The sequence below is a fragment of the Viridibacillus sp. FSL R5-0888 genome, from assembly GCF_038009105.1.
Taxonomy (GTDB): Bacteria; Bacillota; Bacilli; order Bacillales_A; family Planococcaceae; genus Viridibacillus; species Viridibacillus arenosi.
Genome location: NZ_JBBPAU010000001.1, coordinates 313,436 through 335,167, shown reverse-complemented (window position 1 = coordinate 335,167; position 21,732 = coordinate 313,436). Strand labels below are relative to the sequence as shown.

The 21,732-nt window shown below is 36.1% G+C and carries 25 protein-coding genes; 6 read left to right on the top strand and 19 right to left on the bottom strand.

Annotated elements, in window-relative coordinates:
- Positions 1-155 precede the first annotated feature (155 nt).
- The 3 genes from MKY02_RS01730 to MKY02_RS01720 form a co-directional block, all read right to left on the bottom strand.
- Positions 156-401 carry a hypothetical protein gene (locus MKY02_RS01730; protein WP_038185990.1) on the bottom strand — a complete coding sequence of 82 codons (246 nt, stop codon included), beginning with the start codon at positions 399-401 and terminating at the stop codon, positions 156-158.
- A gap of 52 nt (positions 402-453) precedes the next feature.
- A complete protein-coding gene (gene yidC / locus MKY02_RS01725) occupies positions 454-1,218 on the bottom strand; it encodes a membrane protein insertase YidC (protein WP_038185994.1) in 765 nt (254 codons plus the stop codon).
- A gap of 92 nt (positions 1,219-1,310) precedes the next feature.
- A complete protein-coding gene (locus MKY02_RS01720; protein ID WP_038185997.1) occupies positions 1,311-2,096 on the bottom strand; it encodes an AraC family transcriptional regulator in 786 nt (261 codons plus the stop codon).
- A 424-nt stretch (positions 2,097-2,520) separates the two neighbouring features.
- Between MKY02_RS01720 and MKY02_RS01715 the strand changes: the two genes are divergently transcribed.
- Together MKY02_RS01715 and MKY02_RS01710 are read left to right on the top strand one after the other, a co-directional pair.
- Complete coding sequence (locus MKY02_RS01715; RefSeq protein ID WP_038186000.1) at positions 2,521-3,171, top strand: LytTR family DNA-binding domain-containing protein; 651 nt, start codon at positions 2,521-2,523, stop codon at positions 3,169-3,171.
- A gap of 227 nt (positions 3,172-3,398) precedes the next feature.
- Positions 3,399-4,919 carry an acetyl-CoA hydrolase/transferase family protein gene (locus tag MKY02_RS01710; protein WP_038186003.1) on the top strand — a complete coding sequence of 507 codons (1,521 nt, stop codon included), beginning with the start codon at positions 3,399-3,401 and terminating at the stop codon, positions 4,917-4,919.
- A 142-nt stretch (positions 4,920-5,061) separates the two neighbouring features.
- Here MKY02_RS01710 and MKY02_RS01705 read toward each other — a convergent pair whose 3' ends face one another.
- The gene (locus tag MKY02_RS01705; RefSeq protein ID WP_038186005.1) at positions 5,062-5,385 is read right to left on the bottom strand and encodes a hypothetical protein; all 324 of its coding nucleotides are present in this window, start codon (positions 5,383-5,385) and stop codon (positions 5,062-5,064) included.
- Between the two features lie 99 nt (positions 5,386-5,484).
- Positions 5,485-5,934, bottom strand: coding sequence for a GNAT family N-acetyltransferase (locus MKY02_RS01700; protein WP_038186006.1), 450 nt, complete (start codon positions 5,932-5,934; stop codon positions 5,485-5,487).
- 359 nt (positions 5,935-6,293) lie between these two features.
- On the opposite strand from MKY02_RS01700, the gene MKY02_RS01695 reads away from it, so the two are divergent.
- Both MKY02_RS01695 and MKY02_RS01690 read left to right on the top strand, forming a co-directional pair.
- Positions 6,294-7,040 (top strand): SDR family NAD(P)-dependent oxidoreductase, encoded by a 747-nt coding sequence (locus MKY02_RS01695; protein WP_038186009.1) that lies wholly within the window; start codon positions 6,294-6,296, stop codon positions 7,038-7,040.
- Positions 7,015-7,620 carry a TetR/AcrR family transcriptional regulator gene (locus MKY02_RS01690; RefSeq protein ID WP_038186022.1) on the top strand — a complete coding sequence of 202 codons (606 nt, stop codon included), beginning with the start codon at positions 7,015-7,017 and terminating at the stop codon, positions 7,618-7,620. The genes MKY02_RS01695 and MKY02_RS01690 overlap by 26 nt, the downstream gene beginning before the upstream one ends.
- A gap of 41 nt (positions 7,621-7,661) precedes the next feature.
- Here MKY02_RS01690 and MKY02_RS01685 read toward each other — a convergent pair whose 3' ends face one another.
- The 7 genes from MKY02_RS01685 to MKY02_RS01655 all read right to left on the bottom strand — a co-directional run bounded on the left by MKY02_RS01685 (position 7,662) and on the right by MKY02_RS01655 (position 12,666).
- Positions 7,662-8,120: a DUF4064 domain-containing protein gene (locus tag MKY02_RS01685; protein ID WP_051448739.1), complete on the bottom strand. Its 459-nt coding sequence runs from the start codon at positions 8,118-8,120 to the stop codon at positions 7,662-7,664.
- 135 nt (positions 8,121-8,255) lie between these two features.
- A complete protein-coding gene (locus tag MKY02_RS01680; RefSeq protein WP_340710521.1) occupies positions 8,256-8,537 on the bottom strand; it encodes a GNAT family N-acetyltransferase in 282 nt (93 codons plus the stop codon).
- 36 nt (positions 8,538-8,573) lie between these two features.
- Entirely contained in the window at positions 8,574-9,548 is a 975-nt protein-coding gene (locus MKY02_RS01675) for a ring-cleaving dioxygenase (RefSeq protein ID WP_076034776.1), read from the bottom strand.
- 187 nt (positions 9,549-9,735) lie between these two features.
- Entirely contained in the window at positions 9,736-10,668 is a 933-nt protein-coding gene (locus tag MKY02_RS01670) for a DUF1002 domain-containing protein (protein WP_038186031.1), read from the bottom strand.
- Between the two features lie 276 nt (positions 10,669-10,944).
- Positions 10,945-11,805, bottom strand: coding sequence for a CvfB family protein (locus tag MKY02_RS01665; protein ID WP_038186034.1), 861 nt, complete (start codon positions 11,803-11,805; stop codon positions 10,945-10,947).
- Between the two features lie 26 nt (positions 11,806-11,831).
- Positions 11,832-12,251, bottom strand: coding sequence for a transcriptional regulator MntR (mntR, locus tag MKY02_RS01660; RefSeq protein ID WP_038186037.1), 420 nt, complete (start codon positions 12,249-12,251; stop codon positions 11,832-11,834).
- 106 nt (positions 12,252-12,357) lie between these two features.
- Positions 12,358-12,666 (bottom strand): late competence development ComFB family protein, encoded by a 309-nt coding sequence (locus MKY02_RS01655; protein WP_340710519.1) that lies wholly within the window; start codon positions 12,664-12,666, stop codon positions 12,358-12,360.
- A 96-nt stretch (positions 12,667-12,762) separates the two neighbouring features.
- On the opposite strand from MKY02_RS01655, the gene MKY02_RS01650 reads away from it, so the two are divergent.
- Positions 12,763-12,918, top strand: a complete 156-nt coding sequence (locus MKY02_RS01650; RefSeq protein ID WP_143691046.1) for a lmo0937 family membrane protein — start codon at positions 12,763-12,765, stop codon at positions 12,916-12,918.
- A 41-nt stretch (positions 12,919-12,959) separates the two neighbouring features.
- Here MKY02_RS01650 and MKY02_RS01645 read toward each other — a convergent pair whose 3' ends face one another.
- Genes MKY02_RS01645 through MKY02_RS01635 form a run of 3 tightly spaced genes read right to left on the bottom strand, consistent with a single transcriptional unit; the run spans position 12,960 to position 16,559 of the window.
- The gene (locus MKY02_RS01645) at positions 12,960-14,069 is read right to left on the bottom strand and encodes a GNAT family N-acetyltransferase (protein WP_038186040.1); all 1,110 of its coding nucleotides are present in this window, start codon (positions 14,067-14,069) and stop codon (positions 12,960-12,962) included.
- A gap of 29 nt (positions 14,070-14,098) precedes the next feature.
- Positions 14,099-16,234 (bottom strand): heavy metal translocating P-type ATPase, encoded by a 2,136-nt coding sequence (locus MKY02_RS01640; RefSeq protein WP_076065586.1) that lies wholly within the window; start codon positions 16,232-16,234, stop codon positions 14,099-14,101.
- On the bottom strand, positions 16,194-16,559 hold the full coding sequence (locus MKY02_RS01635) for an ArsR/SmtB family transcription factor (protein WP_038186058.1): 366 nt from the start codon (positions 16,557-16,559) through the stop codon (positions 16,194-16,196). Before MKY02_RS01635 ends, MKY02_RS01640 begins: the two co-directional genes overlap by 41 nt.
- A gap of 164 nt (positions 16,560-16,723) precedes the next feature.
- Between MKY02_RS01635 and MKY02_RS01630 the strand changes: the two genes are divergently transcribed.
- The gene (locus MKY02_RS01630; RefSeq protein ID WP_076065585.1) at positions 16,724-17,704 is read left to right on the top strand and encodes a P1 family peptidase; all 981 of its coding nucleotides are present in this window, start codon (positions 16,724-16,726) and stop codon (positions 17,702-17,704) included.
- Positions 17,705-17,743: 39 nt separating this feature from the next.
- Here MKY02_RS01630 and crcB read toward each other — a convergent pair whose 3' ends face one another.
- From crcB to MKY02_RS01610, 4 genes are all read right to left on the bottom strand, one after another.
- Entirely contained in the window at positions 17,744-18,094 is a 351-nt protein-coding gene (crcB, locus tag MKY02_RS01625; protein ID WP_038186064.1) for a fluoride efflux transporter CrcB, read from the bottom strand.
- Positions 18,091-18,462 (bottom strand): fluoride efflux transporter FluC, encoded by a 372-nt coding sequence (locus MKY02_RS01620; protein ID WP_038186067.1) that lies wholly within the window; start codon positions 18,460-18,462, stop codon positions 18,091-18,093. The genes crcB and MKY02_RS01620 overlap by 4 nt, the downstream gene beginning before the upstream one ends.
- 17 nt (positions 18,463-18,479) lie before the next feature.
- Positions 18,480-20,855 (bottom strand): penicillin acylase family protein, encoded by a 2,376-nt coding sequence (locus MKY02_RS01615; protein ID WP_340710517.1) that lies wholly within the window; start codon positions 20,853-20,855, stop codon positions 18,480-18,482.
- A gap of 115 nt (positions 20,856-20,970) precedes the next feature.
- Positions 20,971-21,723 carry an exodeoxyribonuclease III gene (locus MKY02_RS01610; RefSeq protein WP_076034773.1) on the bottom strand — a complete coding sequence of 251 codons (753 nt, stop codon included), beginning with the start codon at positions 21,721-21,723 and terminating at the stop codon, positions 20,971-20,973.
- Between the last annotated feature and the right edge of the window lie 9 nt (positions 21,724-21,732).

Sequence of the window (21,732 nt, the reverse complement as noted above, 5' to 3'; positions counted from 1 at the left end):
TATCCTTCTTTTGTATATTTCCTATCATTTATTAGTAATTCTAATGAATCACCAATTACCAATTCTCTTTTATATAGACGCTATGTAAGCTTTAATGTTTCATTTAACAATAAAAACGATATCTAGCAATCGCAAGATACCGTTTCATAGTAAGGTTACATGAAGTTAACTACTAAAATCGCTAACGTAGCTACACCGAAGAAAATAGACATTCCTCTCATCCATTTAGCCTCTTTTTCAAAACCTTTTTCCTTAAAATCTTTTGCTCTAAATGCATTTGTCACCGTGAACATTAATGTCATGAACAGTATAGCCACATTAAAATTCTGTTTAATGATGAAATATAGCGCCAGTAAACTTGTAATGACAACAAGCACACCCGTAATATGTTTTGCTTTCAAAGTGTTTTCCTCCAAAAAAATCGGGACACTATCTGCCCCGATCACTGTATTACTATTCTGCTGTTTTTTCCGGATGTTGCGAATAGAACTTACGACCAAGATATGTTTGGAATATTAAAATCGCACCGCTGACAGACCAATAAAGTGGTAATGCTGCCATACTAGAGAATGAGATGAACATAATCATAATTGGTGAAATATACATCATCAATTTCATTTGCGACTTTTGCTGTTCAGGAACAGTCCATAATGATACTTGTGCTTGAACGAAATAAATCACACCAGCAACTAATGTCATAATAATATCCGGTGAACCTAAGCTAAACCATAAGAATTTATGGGCTTGAACCTCAGTTGAATAAAGGATTGCATAATAAAGACCCATGATAATTGGCATTTGTATCACTACTGGTAAACAACCCATATTCAATGGATTGACTCCATGTTTACGATATAGACCCATCATTTCTTGTTGCAATGCCATTTGTTCTTCTTTTGTTTTTGCTGCTTTTAATTTCTTTTGGATATCATCCATTTCAGGTTTTAACTTATCCATTTTCGTCTTCATACCTTGTTGATGCTTATAGTTTTTAAGCATAAACGGCATTAAGATAAGTCGAATAAGAACCGTAATTAAGATGATTGCCAATCCGTAACTATCTGTAAATAACGTATTTCCAAAGAAATCTAAAACAAATTCCATTGGTTTTACGAACAAACTATAAAAAAAGCCTTCTTGGTTTTTCACTGAATCACAACCAGCTAGCACAAATGGCACTAAACCAAGCATTGAGAGTAACCCAAGTTTCTTCTTCAATTTTCTCACCTACAATTTCTCAAACTATAGTGAAGTATACCTTAAATATATAGTACTTTTCAAATCAAAGAAGAAGTAAACTATCATTATTTTCAAATATTTCGGTCTGGCAGTTGGAAACGAAAGTATTCATGATTTGGTTGATCTCTAAAGTGCTTAGGAGTCAGCCCCACATACTTCTTGAAAATACGTGTATAGTAGCTCTGGTTACAGAAGTGAAATTGCTCTGAAATATCTGAAATACTTTTATTTGTATGCCTTAAATAATACTGCGATTCCTCTACACGTCTTACGTTCAAATACTCTACCAATGTAATTCCCACATGCTCCTTAAAGATACGCGACAGATGGCTTGTACTAATTGTAAAGTACAAAGCAATATCTTCTACTGATAAGTCTGTCTCCACCTCATCATCGATAAACATAATGACTTTATTGACGGTTTGATGCTTGTAAGAAGGTTGTTTTCTTTCAGAAATCACATAAATATAGAACTCTATTAAATCATCCGCAAACTGCAAAAATTCTGCATCATTCATACGTTGATCAATCATCTCAACGCAAGCGGCGTTAAAGGCAAATGCCTTTTTAGATGGTGCCTGGTTTTCAATAAGCCTTCTGGTAACAACTGATGAAAGTACAACAAAATAATGCCTGATTGCTCTGAAAAAATGCTTCCCAGACCGCTCTGATAGTATATCGATTAGACGACGCAAAGATTCCTTAGAAGCTTCAGCCTCTAATTGATAAATCTCTCTCAACAATTGGGATTCAATTTCAAAAAATCTTTCAATACCCTCATAACGGTTCATCGTTTCAATCTCTTGGAAATACCTCTTTGAAATAGCTTCTGAAATAGAATATTGGTGTTGTAGCATATACTCCCCATCTTTCTACAATATGCGCATGTTTTATAATAGACTTTAAATAACTATATAACGAAAATGGTAATATGAAAATAGTTTTATGCCTTTCTAAGCAAAATTTGTAAAAAAAGATATTATAGGTCGTTATTCTCACTAATTTTACAGGTGATTTATATATATTATACATAATTTATCCATAAATAATAATTAAAGGGCATCTTTTTTGTTCATGTTGGAAAGTAAACTACAATTCTTTACAAACTCTTATGACAAAACTATAGTATCAACCATGCAAAGCATGTACCTTTTGTTTCACCCTTAATTCATTAAATTATTTTTCAATATTAAAACGATTCTATTTACTTAAATTCCACTTTAAACTATAGTAAAATGTTAGGAAAGTACTTAAGAATGGAAAGAAACGAGGTAAGGATTTATGGATCCACGATCTATCGAGGAATTGATACAGATTATTAAGGAGTTTTTCCCTGATAACACTTCTATCGTTATTTCAGATACTGAAGAATACTTATATTATCAGCCAAGCAAAAAAGTTGATTTAAAAATCAAACCGGGTGATTTAATCCCTGAAGGTTCAGCAACACACCAAGCTCTTCGTTACGGACAAAAAATTAATTCATTTATCGAACCTGAAGTGTTCGGCGTTCCTTACTATGGAATGAGTATTCCGTTAATGGAAGAAGGGGAAACCAAAGGGGCTATTACAGCTATTTTTCCACAAAAGCCATCTCCTTTCCTTACAAACTACATTACGATTAAAATCGATGATTGTTGGTACCCTGTCAAACATAAAGAGGTTATCTATTTAGAAACTCAACTACGCAAGACTTTTGTGAAAACAATGCACAAAGAAGGCTACCACCGTTTGAATTTAAGTGATCTAGAGCTTTTCTTATCGCCGGACTCTTTCATCCGTTGCCATCGTTCATACATTGTTAATATCGATTTTATTGAAGAAATCCAACCAGATTCTCATTCAACCTTCTTATTAATTATGAAAGATGGGACAAGAATTCCTGTTAGTCAACGTTACGCAAGCTATTTCCGACGTTCACTGGGATTCTAAGTAAATATAAGAAAAAGCTGTCTTTTAAGACGGCTTTTTCTCGTTTTTGCGTTTTTTTTCTCGTTCACGCTATTTTTAAGCCTTTTCATGCTTTTTTCGAGCAAATGTGACAATTCGATGATAATATAAAAAATAGGTATAATCTTCATTCCTGGCTATTTTATAGAAATAGAAATTTCATGTGATAATGATTAAAAAGCATTCATTAAGCAGAGAGGATGATAGTAATGACAGTAAAAATCGAAGAAAGACTTCGTCATGCAGAACTTGCGAAAAAAGTAATTACAGCTGAGGAGGCTGCATCTTTCATTCAAGATGGTATGGCACTAGGTTTAAGTGGCTTCACACGTTCAGGGGATGCAAAAGCAGTACCAATGGCTTTAGTAGAGCGTTCTAAAAACGAAAAGTTCAAAGTTGATGTATATACAGGTGCATCTCTAGGATCTGATATCGATACTATCATGTCTGATGCTGGTATTATTGGTAAACGCGTACCTTTCCAATCTGATAGCGCTATGCGTGGTCACATTAACAATGGTGACATGTACTATATCGATCAACATTTATCTATTACTGCTGAGTACTTACGTCAAGGCGCTATGAAAGGCGTAGACGTAGCTATCATTGAAGCAGTAGCAATTACTGAAGATGGTATGTTAATCCCAACTACTTCTGTTGGTAACTCACCAATTTTCGTTAAAACTGCAGATAAAGTAATTATCGAGTTAAACCTTGCTTCTTATCCAGCTCTTGAAGGTATGCACGATATCTATATTCCAGATAACCAAGGTGAACGTGGTCCAATTCCATTGTTAAATGCTTCTGACCGTATTGGTACAATCGGTATTCCTTTGGATTTAGATAAAGTTGCTGGTATTGTAATTACAAATCAAGAAGACTCTGAATCTGCAATCGTACCACCAGATGCTGAAACAGACCAAATTGCTTCACACTTACTTGGTTTCTTACGTAATGAAATCAAAGAAGGCCGTCTAACTGAAGAACTTGCTCCAATGCAATCTGGTGTTGGTTCAGTTGCAAACGCTGTACTCCACGGTATGTTAGATTCTGAATTCAAAGATTTAGAGGTTTACTCTGAAGTTTTACAAGATGCTGTATTCGACTTAATCGATGCTGGTAAAGTAAAATTTGCTAGTGGTTGCTCTACAACACTTTCTCAAGAGAAAATGGAATCTGTTTATCACAATTTAGAAAAATACAAAGAAAAAGTATTATTACGTCCACAAGAGATTTCTAACCATCCAGAATTAATCCGTCGTATGGGGTTAATCGCGATTAACACTGCTCTTGAGCTTGATATCTACGGAAACGTAAACTCAACTCACGTAAGCGGAACTAAAATGATGAATGGTATCGGTGGATCAGGAGACTTTACACGTAATTCCCGTGTATCTATCTTCGTTACTAAATCATACGCTAAAGGCGGCAAAATTTCTTCAGTAGTACCATTCGTATCTCACGTTGACCATACAGAACATGACGTAGATGTAATTGTAACTGAACAAGGTTATGCTGATTTACGCGGACTTGCTCCTCGTGAACGTGCAGCACTAATTATTGAAAACTGTGCTCACCCTAAATTCAAATCTGCATTAAATGCATATGTAGAAGAAGCAAATGCACGTGGAGGACAAACTCCTCATGTATTAGAAAAGGCTTTTGAATTCCATACAAACCTTGCTAAATACGGTCAAATGTTAACTCCAGAACTTGAAGAAGTAAAATAATTCAGTTCTAAATGGCTTACTATAAGAGGTTGTTCAAATCTTTAAGATTACGAAGATTTGGGCTCCTCTTTTTTTTGTATACATTGTACATTGATCCTAAAAAATAAAGCCAACCGTAAATCAATTACGGTTGGCTTTTAAATTATTTTTTTTTATCATCTGCAGGTTGTTCTGGATCATCGAAAGAATCATCTTGTCCATCATCCTGCACCTCTGCATTGTAATATTGAACGCTTGTTAGCGCACCTTCATCTACCATTCTAGAATCACCCTCGTCATAAGGGTTTGGGTGTCCTGCTTCAGTTAGCTCAGAATAATTGTGTTTCTGTGCTTCAATAAATGAATTAACTTTTACCTTCGTATTATTAAATGCAACTACCGCTTTATCACGGTTTTCTTTTTTTCGGAAATATGCATATGCACCTGCTGCTATACCAGCTATAACTAGAGATTTACCTTTTGCCATTGAACATCATTCCTTCCAATATTTTGTTTCATCATACTATGTTATTTACCTATTATCCAAATAACTAAACATGACATTTCAATTCACTTTAAAAAAACACTATTTTTTTCGTTTACAAACCATATCAATATGAGGCAAACATTCCATAATGTATTCCTCTGAAACAGCCTCAAATCCAAAAGCACCATAGAACTTTTGTAAATAGGCTTGAGCTTCTATAAATAGGTCAGCTTCAGGCCAATTACGTTCTAGAATTGCCATTACTCTTTTTATGAGTTCTTGTGCTAGCCCTGTACCTCTGGCTTCTGGTAAAACGATCACTCGTCCTAATGAAGCCATTTCGAATTTTTCGCCTGGTGGTACAACTCGTGCATAAGCAATTAGTTTTCCATCTTTTTCATATGTTACATGTACACAATTTTGATCATGGTCATCCAGATCTGCATAATATGCCTTTTGTTCAACTACAAATACGTTTATGCGCAATTGTAGTATGCGGTATAGATCCGTTGTTGTTAACTCTTCAAATGTCTGTTCTTTCCATGCCATTATATATCACTCCTTAGTATTCATTATTTCACATTTTCTATACCTTTTCGACCCGAATACTGCTAAGTAAATAAAAAAATCGGACAATTTTGAAATAGGTTCAAGAATAGTTCACATAGCTTTTTCCCACCATTTCCAAAAATAATTTAGAGTTCTCTAAGAATATTACACCCAGAGATAATTAATATTATTTTCCACCTTATGCCTACAATAATAAACGTATTTATAGTACTCTCTTCTTGATTAATGGCCATTAATAGATAAGTCGTACATTTCATTTGCGAAAAAAATTCGAACACTGTATATTTAAATAAGTAAGTGAACACTTACTAACTTTTTCTTAAGGGAGAGATTTTATCATGGCAGAACGCGTAGTAGTCATTACAGGGGCAGGTAGTGGAATTGGTCGCTCAACAGCAATTAAATTTGCAAGTAAAGGGGACAAAGTAGTTGTAGCCGATTTCAACGAAAAAGGTGGACAAGAAACTGTTGATATGATTAAAGCTGAAAATGGTGAAGCTACTTTTGTAAAAGTTGACGTTTCTAAATTCGACCAAGTAGAGGCAATGGTAGAAAAAACTGTAGAGCTGTATGGCTCTTTAGATGTGGTATTTAACAATGCAGGAATTGGTAAAATTATTCCATTCTTAGATTATACAGTAGAAGATTATGAACGCGTTATTGGTGTTAATCAGCATGGTGTATTCTACGGCATGCTAGCAGCTGGTCGTAAAATGCGTGACCTTAATATTAAAGGTGTAATTATCAACACAGCTTCGGTATTTGGATATCTATCAAATCAATATACATTTGCTTACCAAGCATCCAAAGGTGCCGTACGTATGATGTGTCAAACAGGTGCACTTGAATTAGCACCATATGGTATTCGTGTTGTAGGTGTTGCTCCAGGAACTGTTGATACTCCAATCGTACAAGGTTACAAGGATGCTGGTCTAACTGATAAATTAAAAGGTAATCAAATGCGCGGTGATTTAATCAAACCTGAAGCTATTGCCAATGCCGTTTATCTGCTATCATTGGAAGAAGCAGATGTTATTAACGGAAGTGTGGTAATGCTTGATGACGGATACGCATCATTCAAATAAACAAACAAAAGGTGCTTTAACAAAGCAGAAAATTATAGTAGAAGCGAGAAACCTTTTTTATAAACAAGGCTTTGATGCTACTTCTACGTCCCAAATTGCTAAAACAGTCGGTGTTTCAGAAGCTGCATTGTATAAACATTTTAAAGGTAAGATGGCACTATTACTTGCAACAGTAGAACCTGCACGTTCATATGACAAAGAGGAAAGTTATTATGCTATCCTTTCTAATATAGATTTAATAAGTGCTTGGACTGATCAAATAATAGCGACAGTTTTCCATAATCGTCCTCAGTATTCAATTATTTTCTCAGAGTCTCCAAGACATCCTGAACTATCCGAAAACTATATTCGGCACATTCATCAACTAACAAATGCCGATAAAGAGTTGTTAAAACGTATGGATGAAGGAAAGTTACCAAAGCTCGACCTTATTCTCTTTCAAGTAGGCTTGATTGGTTCATTTCTTGCAATGCTAACGCATAAAAGTATTTACGAACCCAATCTTAACCTACAAGAAATACCTGAAGATATTCACCATATACTTTTGAGCATAGTAGAAGGGAAACTGTTTCAACAATAAATAAAAAGAGCTCTCAGTTTTTTACTGAGGGCTCTTTTGTCCTATTCATTTACATAAAAAGTATCAATTTCTTCAACTTTTGGTTTTCTTACAAAGCTCATAATTGCTGCAATATAAAATAGAATTGCTGTTAGCGATACAATTCCTGCACATACACCTGCTAATATAAAGAAAGTGCCTGCTACATTTTGTTTATCACTTTTTCTAATATACACAACACCTAAAATGCCCAACACAAGCGATACTACTAATAGAGCAACGCCAAGCCATCCAAATGCATTTATGTAAGTTGGCATATTCTCGATGAAAGTAGTTACCGCTTCAATCTCTCCTGAAGTTAAATTCGGATCATTCTGCACATCTGACAATACTTCATCTGTGAATGTTGAATCATTCGCAAATGTTGAGATACCGAACATCATTATAGCAAGAGCAATAATTACAATTACATTTAAAACAGAACCAATAATACCTAAAGCCAATTCTCCAGTTCTCTTCATCTAATCACCTCTTAATTATCATTTCTACTTACTATACGGTTTTCCTTTAAATTGGTTTCACTTTTATTAAAAACAGCCCACTAAATATTCAGTGAGCTGTTTCGTTAAACCTAATATTTAATTGTATGAAAGTAATTATACTTTAATGTCATCATATGCGTTTGATTTTTCAAAAGCGGCTACTACATACGTGCAAACAGCTTCAATCTTGAAATCTTTTTCTCTAGCATAATCAGCTGCACGATCTAATAGTTTTTTAGCAACACCTTGTCCACGTAATTTTTCAGACACAAATGTATGGTCAACAACCATAATATCCCCTAATTTCGTCCAACAAATTTCCGCTAATAGTTCAACATTTTCTTTGTACTCAAAAGCGAATTCTTCGTTGCCACGATTATTTAATTGAAATTCCATATTACACACCCCTTTTTTAATTTAGTGTAGCACAATTTATTCTGACAGTGTTAGCGGTCGCAATTTCGCTTCAATTTTTTCACGTTGAGGCTCTAAGAATGGTGGCAATGCTAATTGTTCTCCTAAAGTTTCAAGAGGTTCATCTGATGTAAAGCCCGGCTCATCTGTTGCTAATTCAAATAATATACCGTTTGGTTCACGGAAATAAATTGACCGGAAATAAAAGCGGTCTACTTTGCCTGAAGTATGTAAACCATGCTCTCTCAATTTATCTTCCCATAAATCATATTCTTCAAAAGTATTTACTCGGAAAGCGACATGATGTACGCTTCCTCTACCTGGACGTTCACGTGGAAGGTCTGGTCGTTCTTCAATATGCACTTCAGCACCTGCACCACCCTCACCTGTCGTATAGACAATAATATCTGGCATATTAGGTATTGCTGATGCATATGTTCCCACTTTTTCAAACCCCAAAACTTTCGATAATACGGTTTCAGTTGGCGTTGCCATATGGACAGTTAATGTTACAGGTCCTAACCCAACTATCGCATACTCTGCTGGTATATCCGTTTCTGTCCATGCTTTTCCATAAGGTACACCTTTCCCATTATCTACTACAAGCATTAATCGTGAGCCTTCAAAATCACGAAATGTTAGCGTTTGGCGACCGAAGCGCTCCAGTACCTCATCATGCTCTACATCTAATTCTTTAAAGCGATTCAACCAATATTGTAATGCTTCTTTAGATTTTAATCGAAAAGCTGTGTTGTTAATACTTGAAACACCAGGATAAGTACGACCTGCTACTGGAATATCGAAATACGTCATATCTGATCCAGGTGTACCGACTGCATCTGCGTAAAATAAATGATATGAAGATGTATCGTCTTGGTTAACGGTCTTTTTCACAAGACGCATCCCTAAAATTTTTGTAAAAAAATGATGGTTTTTTTCTGCGCTAGCTGTAATTGCTGAAACATGGTGAATTCCTGCTAAATGTAATGACATATCAAATGCCTCCTATTATATAAAAAATCCCTTTAAATATATCTCGAATTCGAGATATTTATTAAACACATATTATCACTCTAATATTTCTATTGCAATTACAATGCTCAGTTAATTTTCCACCACACAAAAAGACTACTCCATACCTTTGGTACGGAGTAGTCTTTTAAAATGGCATTATCAGCACTTAGTTAAAAATACCACTAATGCCGTCCATTATTTTTTGGAAAAAGTTTTTTACACTTGCCCAGAAGCCTGTATCACTATTAATGTCTTCTGAAATGCTACCTAGTTTATCTTTTAATGTACTACTTAAGTCTTCTAGTTGACTTCCCCATTTACTAAAATCGATATCTAAGTTACTGATTTTATTCATCAGATCAATTAGTAGTTGGCGATCTTGATCGCTTAAATTAATTTCTAATTTACTAAGTTGTTCGTTTACTATTTTTTCAACGTCTTCTTTTGTTGCTGGTTTTTGTTCTGCAATTTGCTTTTTAATTTCAGTTAATAGTTGGCTTACTTTTTCATCATCAACACCTGATTTTTCTGCTAAGTCCGTTGCGACAGAAAGCTCTTCATTCGCCACATCTGTACGTTCAGTGTCTAACTTTTCGCCAGTTGTCACTTCATATGCTTTATAAATACCTACAAGTGCAGAGTGTCCTGTAACTGCTTTAGGAGCGGCTACTTCTACTACAGCGTCCTCAATACCAGCTGTTAACATAGCATTTGAATACATATCTGATGTTACTTGCGTAATATTTTGTGGTGTTACAATATTAATGACTAATCCTGATCCAGCATCTTTACGCGTAATCTTCGCTGATGAATACATGCGAGAACGTGCATCACCATCTGAGATGTACTTCACTAAATCCGCACCTCTTACTGTAATCTCTTCTACTTCCGCTTCACTTGCTACATCTAGACTTTTCTTTACACTTTCCTTTTCTGTATCTGATAAGTTACCACCGTAAACAACGATTGGCACTCCTAATTTTTCGTTAATACCTTTTGTTGATGAAGTATCAGTTGTGCTTGCAAAGCTATTAGATGGTGCTACAACTGAGGTTGTTAAAAACATGGCCGTTAAGACGGCTAAAAATTTCTTTTTCATCTTTATTTCCTCCTTCATTTACATGTCATTCATATACGTTATTAGAGTCGATTTTTTCTAATGATGCGTGCAAGAACAATTATTAGTAATGAGCCTGCTTTTCGAACAGATTCTTTCTAGGTAATCTGAGCATGTAACTACATCATTACATTATTTAGATGGCAATTGCTGTATACTATAATTTTATTTATTTTCTCACCTCTATTTATTAATACGAAAAAAAGGAGCAAAAAGTTTCTGAAAGTATGGAAACTTTCTACTTTTGCTCCATCAATTTTATTCTTTAATTTCTGTCCAGCCATCTACTTGTGTAATTCGACCGGCTTTCATTAATGTTCCTAAAGCACGTTTAAATGATGCTTTACTCATATGGAACATCTCTTTAATTTCCTCCGGTGACGATTTATCTCCAAATGGCATTTTACCGCCAATTTCTTGTAAGTAAGCGAAGATTTTTTCAGCGTCATCCGATAGGCGTTCGTACTTACGTGGTAACATTGAAGCGTTAATCGTACCATCTTCTTTCACTTCAATTACACGTACTGAGATATCTGCACCAAGGCGAGGCTCTGCATTACGCTCTGATTCGTGTACGAAAATACGATAAGGTTTGTCTACGCCAATAAGAAAAGTTCCAACTGGCAACAAACGATACGGACGAGCGATAATATTTTGGTTGAAAAGTTCTGGTTCTGCATCTTCGTACATTTCCAATACCTTTTCTTCTGTAGCAAGGCGTCCGAATAAACCTCCATCACGGTCTGTGCGTAACGTGATGAATAAATGGTTACCTGGTTCAGGCCATAGTGGCTTAAGCTTCGGTAAATCTTCCGCTGGTACTAATACTTCTCTTGAAGTACCAATATCAACATAAGCACCATCACGATCTTTTACATGTAATACGCGTGCCCAGCCGTATTCATCTTTATTAATATGAGGGATAGCCGTTGTAGCGGATAGATTTCCTCTACGGTCAGCAAATAAAAACACCTCAATTTTACTATTTAATTCTAAAGGCTCCGTTACTTCCGAAATATTGAGTGGAATATCAACATAATCATTAGTAAGAATATACTTTGATTCTTGTTTTTCTTTCACAAATAATTTAACGATATCGCCTGATTGTAATTCTGCCATACATCTAGCTCCCTTCATATGACATATCATTCACTTTGCTGAGTTTTTAAATCCTCAAGCTGTTGAATAAATGTAGGATTTTCTTCCATAACTTGTATTAAATCTGCAATGCGGTCTATGGAATTCCAACTCAAATGATGCTCTATTCCTTCAACATCATTGTAAATTCGTTCTTCATCTACACCAATTAGCCTTAAAAAATTCTCTAGTAGATCATGTCGTTCTACTAAACGCTTGCCTAGCTTAGAGCCTTTAGGGGTCAACATGAGGCCTCTATAACGTTCGTACACTAAGTATCCATCTTTATCAAGCTTCTGAACCATTTTGGTAACAGAGGAAGGAAGAACTGACAATGCTTCAGCGATATCCGATACGCGTGCATAGCCTTTTTGATCAATTAATAAATATATTTGTTCGATGTGGTCTTCCATACTCGGTGTCGGCATCTCATGTCCCTCTCTTTCCATATCCTACTCTATAGTTTACTACAAGGACTAATAAAACGTAACCTATAACAGTAAAAGCTCGTACCTATTACAGAGGATTGTTCTTTTAATGTCCAGATTTATGGCTGACAATGTGAATAGCATGAATGATTTGTTTATTAATTTGCTCGATACTATCTAGTGTTTTTAAGATAGCATATACTTTCTCACGCTCTTCTTTTGTTGTCACAAAATGATTATCTAAATGATTTAACGTAATAGCACAAATATCTAATTCGCATTTTTGGCAGCGACAAAATGTTGGATAGTCAGGACCATGAATGGTGAAAGACACCAATCCTCGCACGATTTCTTCTGTTACGTTCAACAATTGTACTTCTTCTGTAACTGGCGAGGGTTTCATTTGTTCCGTCATATTATCTCTCCTTCAATTACTTCCGACAATTCCCTTATGTTTAGGTTTTTTTAAAAGGGGAATTGTTTATGCATAACAACAAAAGGGGTGTTCCTAATGGGGAAACTGCTATGGTGGATTATAAGTATTTTAATCGTATTTTGGTTATTGGGTTTACTTTTTAAAATTGGTGGCGGTCTCATCCACATTATCTTAGTTCTTGCAGGTATTCTGTTCTTCGTTCAGTTACTGGCAGGAAGGAAATCATTATAACATTCGAATGCCAATGCGTAAACGCATTGGCATTCGGTTTTTTATTGTGTTTTCGCGTATATACAAGTATCTCGCAATGCTTTACCGTTAGCAGAAAGCGAATCATTTTTAAAAATGCCTTCTAACTCATAATGTGCTCGTTCAGCAACAGCTCGACTACGAATATTTTCAGTATCACAACGAATTTCTATACGTGCTGCGTGTAACTCTTCAAAAGCAAATTGTGTAATTCGCTCGACTGCTTCTGTCATATAACCTTTACCTTCATGACGTACATCTAACCAATAGCCAATTTCAAATTTCGGAATATCCCAATCAATTTTGTGCAAACCAGAACTTCCTATAAATTCTCCTGTTTCTTTCAAGAATATATGCAATCTCAATTCTTTTCTAGCTAAAAAATCTGCAATAGCTAGCCGAATATTCTCTCTTGTTTCTTCAGACTTAGGCAAAGTTTGCGCCCATTGCATGTACTGTTTTAATGAACTTGCTGATTGAATAATCGAATCCCAAACTACTTCGGCATCTTCCATAAGTGGCATACGTATAATCAATCTTTCTGAATTAAATGAGTTAGGGAAATCCCAGTTTTTTTCGAAACGAACTTCCTCTTTCATTTTTTCGTCGTCCCAACTAACAGGCGTTGTTTTGCCTTCTAAAAAGTCTTCACGAGTGATGCCATATGTGACAGCATCGTAATATGCATACTCTTTTGGCACGAACCATGCTTGTCTTAAATGTGCTTCTTTTAAGAAACCAGCTCGCTCAAACGTTTTACGCATAGGAAAGTTATCTTGTCGTGTATGCCCTTCAAGGCGAATTTTCTTTTCTGGCATACGAAATACATAATCTGATATAAGCTTTAATGCAACAGTACCATGCCCTAATCCTCGCCAATTCTCCGCAATACGTAAGTCAAAAAGAGGTATTTCATCTTGTAGATCATAGATTTTCACCATACCTACCTTTTCACCTTCATCGCTTTCCAACCAGAACGTCTTTACCTCTTCTGATTCGTAACCACCCTCATCAATCGCCTTTTCAATTAGTTCACGACCAGGATGAGAATTGACGTGATATGGCCACGTATTCATCGTCATAAAATGAATTAACTGCTCCTGTTCCTCCATTGTCCACTCTATTAGTTTCACAACACTCGACCTCCGATTACACGATACCGTTATTTCTGCATGCGCATTAAACGTAACGAATTTAATACTACTAGTAGGGTTGCACCCATATCTGCAAAGATAGCAATCCAGAGTGTCAACCATCCTGGAATTATTAGAAGTAATGCTATCAATTTTAGCCCTAATGCAAACATAATATTTTCTTTAACAATTCGCAACGTTTTTCGACTAAGTCTTATCGTATATGGCAACTTTTCGAGGTCATCAGCCATTAATGCGACATCCGCTGTCTCTAATGCCGTATCTGTACCAGCACCACCCATCGCAATACCAACTGTTGCATTCGCTAAAGCAGGAGCATCATTTATACCATCACCTACCATAGCAACAGAACCATACTGTGACTGTAATTCCTTCATTGCCTGTAGTTTATCTTCAGGTAATAGTCCAGCACGAATATCTGTTAACTGCAGCTCCTGTGCTATAGCTCGAGCTGTGGGCTCTGCATCACCAGTTAACATAACAGTATGTGCAATACCATTGGCGCGAAGTTTTTGAATGACACTTACACTATTACTACGAACTTTATCTGCAATTGCTATAGAGCCAAGGAAAGTTTCCCCAGACATTGCAGCAATGACAGATTTCCCCTCTTTTTGAAGGTTGATAATCGCAGATTTCATAGCTTTAGGAACATTTACGGTTTCTTGAATCCATGTTAAACTCCCAACAGAAATACGTACACCTTCTATTTCTGCATACGCTCCCTTACCTGTCACAGATTGGAATTGCTCAGCAACTGCTGGTTGTATCTTATGTTCTTTAGCATGTTGTAAAATCGCTCGAGCTAATGGATGCTGAGATGACTGTTCGACTGCAGCTACTAAACGAATCAAAGTTTCTTCAGTTATATGTTCCGCTACTAATACATTTGTTACTTCAGGAACACCCTTCGTTAATGTACCTGTTTTATCAAACGCAATGGCTTTTATACGCCCAAGTTGCTCTAGATAAACTCCACCTTTTATGAGCACTCCTTGTCTTGCTGCGTTTCCAATTGCTGTGACGATAGCCACTGGGGTTGAAATAACAAGTGCACATGGGCAACCCACTACTAAAACCGCTAATCCTTGATATATCCAGTGATTCCAATCTCCCAAAAATAGTGGTGTTATAAAAGCCACTAATAAAGCGATTAAAATAATCAGTGGTGTGTAATATTTTGCAAACTGATCTACAAACTTTTGGGCAGGAGCTTTTTCTGCCTGGGCTTCTTCTACTAAATGAATAATTTTCGCAATCGTTGTATCTTTTACATGCTTCGTAACAACGATTTCTAACGCGCCTTCTTCGTTCAATGTTCCAGCAAATACTTCGTCACCTGTTTCTTTCTTCACTGGAATGGATTCACCCGTAATTGGAGCTTGGTTAACACTTGAAATACCACTTTGTACTTTACCGTCCATGGCAATCTTTTGACCGGGTTTAACAATTAAAATATCACCAATTAGAATGTCCTCTGTAGCAAGTTCTACTAATTGATTTCCTCTGCGTATCATTGCAGTTGCTGGTGCAATATCCATCAAACTACTAATTGACTGTCTAGCTTTATTCATTGAATACGCTTCTAACGCCTCGCTAACAGCAAATAAAAAGACAACAACTGCCCCTTCTTGCCATTCACCTATTATTGCAGCTCCAATAATGGCAATCGTCATTAACGTTTTCATATCAAATTCTAACCGGATTAAATTTTTAAATCCTGTTTTAAAAATATCATATCCACCAATCACTATTGCTAATAAAAATAGCGCAATTGCTGGTAAATAATCATCGCCTTTAAACGTTGCTGTTAAATACCCTGCTAAAACGAATACTAATGAAATACCAGCTAAGATATTTTCTTTCTTTTTAAAAAAGGGAGTGTTCTTCTCAACCCTTCTGTCATCTGCGCGTTTAACTTTTATGCCATCAAAGGCCCCCGCTTCTTCAAGTTGCTCTATTGATGCTTCTCCTATTACAGTGAGCTTAGCTGCTCCAAAATTCAATTGTACTTCTTCTACTGTAGAGATATTTTGAATGTTTTTTTCAAACTTTTTTGCACAACTTGCACAAGATAAATTCTGCAATCGATATTCCTGTTGCTCACTTTTCTTCAATGCAATCCCCTTCTTTCGAATGTTCATAAGCAATTTTCACAAGCTGTTCAACATGGTCATCCGCAAGTTCATAATAAATTAGTTTCCCCTTGCGATGCGATTTTGCTAATGCATTATCACGTAAATAGCGTAAATGATGTGAAGCTGTGGCTGTGGATGAACCAATAATGGCTGCTACATCACAGACACACAACGATTTTTCAATTGTTAATGCGTATAGAATCTTTAATCGTGTTTCATCTGAAAATGCTTTAAAGAATTGGGCTAATTTCTGCAATTCAGGAATTTGACTTTGTACTCGCTCTACCGCTTCTTCATGTACTTTAGTTACTTCACACATATCTTTTTGCATTTTTTCCCTCCTCATTCAAATATCCATTTGATTGTTGATAACAGTATACATTTTTTACATATATTATTCAAATGTCTGTTTGATTGTTCAAGACACTTTTCTCCATTGTTTATATCCAGAATATTCAATATAATTAATAAAAAGGTTGTTAGGAGGGATTAGTTATGAATAAAGGGCGATGGAATGCTATAACGGATGTTCCAAATGTACATGTTGGTCATGTAACACTACATAAGAAGATTAATGAAGAAGATACAATTTGCACTGGTGTAACAGCCATCTTACCTCATAACCAAAATTCATTTGAACAAAAAGTACCTGCTGCAAGCTTTGTATTAAACGGCTTTGGTAAAACAGCCGGTCTTATACAAATAGAAGAGTTGGGAGTACTAGAATCACCTATCATGCTAACTAACACATTTAGTGTTGGTGCAGTTTTAGAAGGCACTTTGCAGCATATGTTGCAAGAAAATCCGTCAATTGGAGATTCTACTAGTTCACTTAATATTGTTGTTGGAGAGTGTAACGATAGTCATTTAAATAGCATGCGTTTAATGGCAGTTAGACCTGAGCATGCACAAAATGCAATCCAATATGCTGAGAGTGGTCCTGTTCAACAGGGAGCAGTGGGTGCTGGTAAAGGTATGATTTGTTACGGTGTCAAAGGAGGAATTGGTTCCTCTTCTAGAATTGTAGATAACGAAGATCAACCTTATACAGTTGGAGTATTATCCTTAACAAACTTTGGTAATGCCCATGAATGCAAATTCGCGAAATGGCAACAAGAACAAATCGATAAACCAGATGGTTCAGTCATTATCGTTGTCGCTACCAATGCTCCAGTTGATGCACGTCAACTAAAGCGCTTGGCTAAACGTGCTTCCATTGGCTTAGGTAGAACAGGTACACATATCCATAATGGTAGTGGTGATATTATTATCTGCTTTTCAAATGCATATACAATACCACACACATCAAATTCATTTACTGAAGAATATTCAATATTACGTGATGATACAGACGTAATGAATAACCTTTTCCAAGCAGTAATTGAGGCAACTGAAGAATCAATATACCAATCTTTACTACATGCTGAAACGACAACCGGAAGGAAGAATCGCATGATTAGTAAAGGACAATTATAAAAAGGAAGCTTGGCATTTTTGCCGAGCTTCCTTTTGGTATTAAGCGAATATTTGCCAACCAAGCGTTACGAAAACAATTCCGACAAATAATGTGAGTACTGGGTATAATAGCACTGCACGATAATCACGTTCTTCAATTAATTTTACAACGTCAAAAGCAAATGTAGAAAATGTAGTGAATGCTCCTAAAAACCCAATTATGAAGAATGAAGAAAACGTCTCTTGCTCAGCCCCTATATGTAAAGCCATTCCCATTAATAGTGAACCAACACTATTTACAAGAAAGGTACCTATAAAAAAGGGTTGATCCTTACGTTTCATCCACTCTATCACACCATAACGAGTGATGGCACCGAGACCACCACCTGCAGCAATTAATAGCCAAATCATAATCGTTCACCTGCTTTTACTTTTGGAACTGTACATAAGTAACCAAAAGAGGCTAAAGCAACGCAAACAGCTGTCATCATAATTGCATATAAGATAGCTAATAATGTGTTAGTCTGCATGAGAGCAAACCAACTTGCAGAAAAAGTGGAGAATGTCGTAAATGCTCCTAACATACCTGTTGTTAAAAGAAGTCGCAATGAATTGGATGGTTTATATCGAATAAATAGCCCGTTTAGAACCCCTAATACGGCACTTCCCGTACCATTTACAAGCCACAATATCCACTCCGAGGGTACCGTTATAGTCACACCATAGCGAAGTATTGCTCCTATCATACCGCCCAGCGCGACCGATATTATTTCTACCATTTTAAACACCTTCTATGTTACTGAGCCTTTAATAATAATTTCTTACCGTTAGGCACATCACCTGTAATAATGGTTTCATGATACTGGCCATTCGCCCAATCGTCAACTTGATCGTTATACCACTCAGACTTCATATGACCACTTTGCCCTGGCCCAACAATATGGTATCCCTTCGATAAATCACTTAAATCTGCAATAAAGCGCCAAGATGCACCGTGATTTACATTGCCATTTTCTTTATTTGCAGCTGCTTGTACTGTAAATTTAGAGCCTCCGATTGGTACTGGCTTTGGATTAAGTAATTTTGCTAGAATTGGAGAAGCTGCCGATAGTGGGTGGTTAAATGTTAACTGATGATAATCTCCCCATTGCCATTTTTTAAAACTCTTACCATACTCATCTTCAATATCTTTAATAGTTGTTTTAAAAGAATTATACATAAGTTGGTCAATTCCATCGGCTTTTGTCACCCATGCACCTTGCTTTCCTGCAAATGCTTGGCGTAAGATTTCATCTGTAACATTGTATTTTCCTGACATCATTTCATAAACGTCTTCTGGCAAATTGTCTTCAAACAATTCCTTCTGAACATTAATTATCCATAAATTAAAAACTAGAGGAGCACCCGATTCTTTTGAATCAACTTGATTCCAATCCTCCATCATTTTCAAAATATCCTTATATTCATTTTTACTATCTGATTTTTTTACTGAGCTAAGCATATCTCCCAAAAATTCACCCGCATATAAATTTTTCTGATCCATTTGCAGGTTTTCCATATCTTTTACAGTTAGCTTATTATTGTTTTCTAGCACTTCGTAAATTCGTTCAAAACGATATGGCTGTGCCCAGAAGCTCGTAATATGATATGGATATTCTTCCCCTACTATTTCATTGTTTGCTGTCGCAATAAAACCTTCCTTAGGGTTTACGACTTTTGGTAATTTGTCATAATCAATGTAACCTTTCCAGTCATATTCTTTTGAATCCCCTGGTACCGGTAATTGTCCATCACCTTTTTTACGAATTGGAATACGTCCATTTGCTTTATAAGCAATCGTGCCGTCCTCTGAAGCAAAAACAAAGTTTTGTGCTGGTGCTTGAAAATCTTCTAAAGCTTTTTCAAATTGCTCCCAATTTTCTGCGCGATTCATATTCAGTATCGCTTGTAATTCCAGCGTTGGCTCTAGAGCCGTCCATTGCATAGAGAAAACCGCAGTTGGTTTTTCCTTTTTAAATGCTAAATCTGAAATAATTGGGCCATGTCTTGTTTCTATCACTTCAAAGTCTACCGTTTTGCCACCTTTAATTTTGATGGGCTCATCACGTACTGTAGCCTTTTCCCATTTACCCTCATATTTAAATTCAGTCGTATTACTTGGATTTGGTGTTTCGATATATAAATCCTGTGCATCTGGACCAACATTGGTAACACCCCACGCTACCTTCTCGTTATGTCCTAAAATAATACCAGGTATCCCCGCAAAAATAACTCCACTTACATTTTGAGTTGGAGACTCCAAATGCATTTGATACCAAATAGATGGTGTACTTAAACCTAAATGAGGGTCATCCGCCAATAATGGCTTTCCTGATTCTGTTTTACTACCGGATACAACCCAGTTATTACTACCGTTAAATTCATGGGGTAGTAGCGATGCATCGAATTGTCCTGCAACCTTTACAGGTGTGTTTTTATTTGCTGCAATAATCGATTTCGCATTTTCTGGATATTTAATGAATAATTCTTTAGCCTCTTCATCTGATAAATTGTTTAATGCCCAGTGTCTAAACGCTAACATATCCCAATTCCCACCTAAATCATAGGCCATATATTTACCAATTGTTAATGAATCAACTGCTGTCCATGGTTCTGGTTCATACCCAAGCAAACGAAACTCATAAGATAAAGTACCCTCTTTCTTTGCTTGATCTATAAATGAATTTACACCTTCTGCATACCAAGCTAAAACTTGCTTAGCCTCTTGTGAATATCCCGCTTCAGATTTTTCTGCAGCAGATTTCAAACTAAAAGTACGAAAGAATTTATCCGTATCTACTGCAGACTCACCGACAACCTCTGCTAGTCTACCGCTTGCTTGTCTTCTCGCTAAGTCCATCTGGAATAGTCGATCCTGAGCTTGCACAAATCCTTGTGCTCGATATAAATCTGCATCTGTTTTAGCTGTGAGATGTGGTACTCCTTTGTCATCTCTTACTACTTTCACATTTTCATCCAATACTGCTACTTGCATTTCGCCATCTACTTTTGGTTTAGATTTTCCTATGTAACCATTAACAAAAATAAGTGCTCCACATGCAATAAGTATTAAAACCCCTATAGTCCAGCTTAGCCATTTCCAAAATCGAACACGCTTTTTCCCTTTGACCATAATTTCGCCTCCCCTTACTCTTACTATATTCGGCTCCCGAAGTATTTTCCCCTTTTAAATAAAATAAAAAACCGCGCTTTTTCGACAAAAAGCGTGGTTTCTCTATTAAAACAAATTATTTTAATGTTAATACGATTGGACAATGGTCACTTCCTAGAATACTAGCATGTACTTCTGCATCCTCAATTTTCTCTTGCAAACGATCTGAGACGATAAAGTAATCGATCCGCCAACCAATATTACGTTCTCTTACTTTATTCATATAAGACCACCATGTATAAGTATCTGTTTGTGTTGGGTATAAATATCGGAAAGTATCTGTAAATCCTGAACCTAACAACGTTGTCATTCTTCCACGTTCTTCTTCTGTAAATCCAGAATTGCCGATATTGGCCTTTGCATTTTTTATATCTATTTCTTCATGTGCAACATTCAAATCACCGCAATAAATAACGGGCTTTACTTCGTCTAAGGATAGCAGGTATGTTCTCAACTCATCCTCCCATTCAATTCTGTAATCAAGACGCGCTAAGTCACGTTTAGAATTTGGTGTATACACATTTACTAAATAGAAATCTTCATACTCTAATGTAATGATACGTCCCTCTTCTTGCATTGATTCGTCACCTACACCATATTTAACAGACAGTGGCGTATGTTTTGTAAAAATAGCTGTACCTGAATAACCTTTGCGCTCTGCATAATTCCAATATTGTTTATAACCTGGTAAATCTAATTCAACTTGTCCAGCTTGGCATTTTGATTCTTGAATACTGAAAAAATCCGCATCAACTTCATTAAAATAATCTAAAAAGCCCTTTTTCAAGCATGCTCGAATTCCATTAACATTCCAAGATACAAATTTCATAGTGAGCTC

What these genes read in the sequence shown, in the direction of transcription:
- MKY02_RS01675 (WP_076034776.1), bottom strand. Translation starts at nt 9,548, where the DNA reads ATGTCATTACATTTAGCAGGAATTCACCATGTTTCAGCAATTACAGCT.
- mntR (WP_038186037.1), bottom strand. Translation starts at nt 12,251, where the DNA reads ATGCCGACACCGAGTATGGAAGACCACATCGAACAAATATATTTATTA.
- MKY02_RS01640 (WP_076065586.1), bottom strand. Translation starts at nt 16,234, where the DNA reads ATGAACATTCGAAAGAAGGGGATTGCATTGAAGAAAAGTGAGCAACAG.
- MKY02_RS01615 (WP_340710517.1), bottom strand. Translation starts at nt 20,855, where the DNA reads ATGGTCAAAGGGAAAAAGCGTGTTCGATTTTGGAAATGGCTAAGCTGG.
- MKY02_RS01720 (WP_038185997.1), bottom strand. Translation starts at nt 2,096, where the DNA reads ATGCTACAACACCAATATTCTATTTCAGAAGCTATTTCAAAGAGGTAT.
- crcB (WP_038186064.1), bottom strand. Translation starts at nt 18,094, where the DNA reads ATGATTTGGCTATTAATTGCTGCAGGTGGTGGTCTCGGTGCCATCACT.
- MKY02_RS01610 (WP_076034773.1), bottom strand. Translation starts at nt 21,723, where the DNA reads ATGAAATTTGTATCTTGGAATGTTAATGGAATTCGAGCATGCTTGAAA.
- MKY02_RS01715 (WP_038186000.1), top strand. Translation starts at nt 2,521, where the DNA reads ATGGATCCACGATCTATCGAGGAATTGATACAGATTATTAAGGAGTTT.
- MKY02_RS01655 (WP_340710519.1), bottom strand. Translation starts at nt 12,666, where the DNA reads ATGACGGAACAAATGAAACCCTCGCCAGTTACAGAAGAAGTACAATTG.
- MKY02_RS01620 (WP_038186067.1), bottom strand. Translation starts at nt 18,462, where the DNA reads ATGGTAGAAATAATATCGGTCGCGCTGGGCGGTATGATAGGAGCAATA.
- MKY02_RS01630 (WP_076065585.1), top strand. Translation starts at nt 16,724, where the DNA reads ATGAATAAAGGGCGATGGAATGCTATAACGGATGTTCCAAATGTACAT.
- MKY02_RS01665 (WP_038186034.1), bottom strand. Translation starts at nt 11,805, where the DNA reads ATGGCAGAATTACAATCAGGCGATATCGTTAAATTATTTGTGAAAGAA.
- MKY02_RS01670 (WP_038186031.1), bottom strand. Translation starts at nt 10,668, where the DNA reads ATGAAAAAGAAATTTTTAGCCGTCTTAACGGCCATGTTTTTAACAACC.
- MKY02_RS01700 (WP_038186006.1), bottom strand. Translation starts at nt 5,934, where the DNA reads ATGGCATGGAAAGAACAGACATTTGAAGAGTTAACAACAACGGATCTA.
- MKY02_RS01690 (WP_038186022.1), top strand. Translation starts at nt 7,015, where the DNA reads ATGACGGATACGCATCATTCAAATAAACAAACAAAAGGTGCTTTAACA.
- MKY02_RS01685 (WP_051448739.1), bottom strand. Translation starts at nt 8,120, where the DNA reads ATGAAGAGAACTGGAGAATTGGCTTTAGGTATTATTGGTTCTGTTTTA.
- MKY02_RS01635 (WP_038186058.1), bottom strand. Translation starts at nt 16,559, where the DNA reads ATGCAAAAAGATATGTGTGAAGTAACTAAAGTACATGAAGAAGCGGTA.
- MKY02_RS01650 (WP_143691046.1), top strand. Translation starts at nt 12,763, where the DNA reads ATGGGGAAACTGCTATGGTGGATTATAAGTATTTTAATCGTATTTTGG.
- MKY02_RS01695 (WP_038186009.1), top strand. Translation starts at nt 6,294, where the DNA reads ATGGCAGAACGCGTAGTAGTCATTACAGGGGCAGGTAGTGGAATTGGT.
- MKY02_RS01710 (WP_038186003.1), top strand. Translation starts at nt 3,399, where the DNA reads ATGACAGTAAAAATCGAAGAAAGACTTCGTCATGCAGAACTTGCGAAA.
- MKY02_RS01705 (WP_038186005.1), bottom strand. Translation starts at nt 5,385, where the DNA reads ATGGCAAAAGGTAAATCTCTAGTTATAGCTGGTATAGCAGCAGGTGCA.
- MKY02_RS01680 (WP_340710521.1), bottom strand. Translation starts at nt 8,537, where the DNA reads ATGGAATTTCAATTAAATAATCGTGGCAACGAAGAATTCGCTTTTGAG.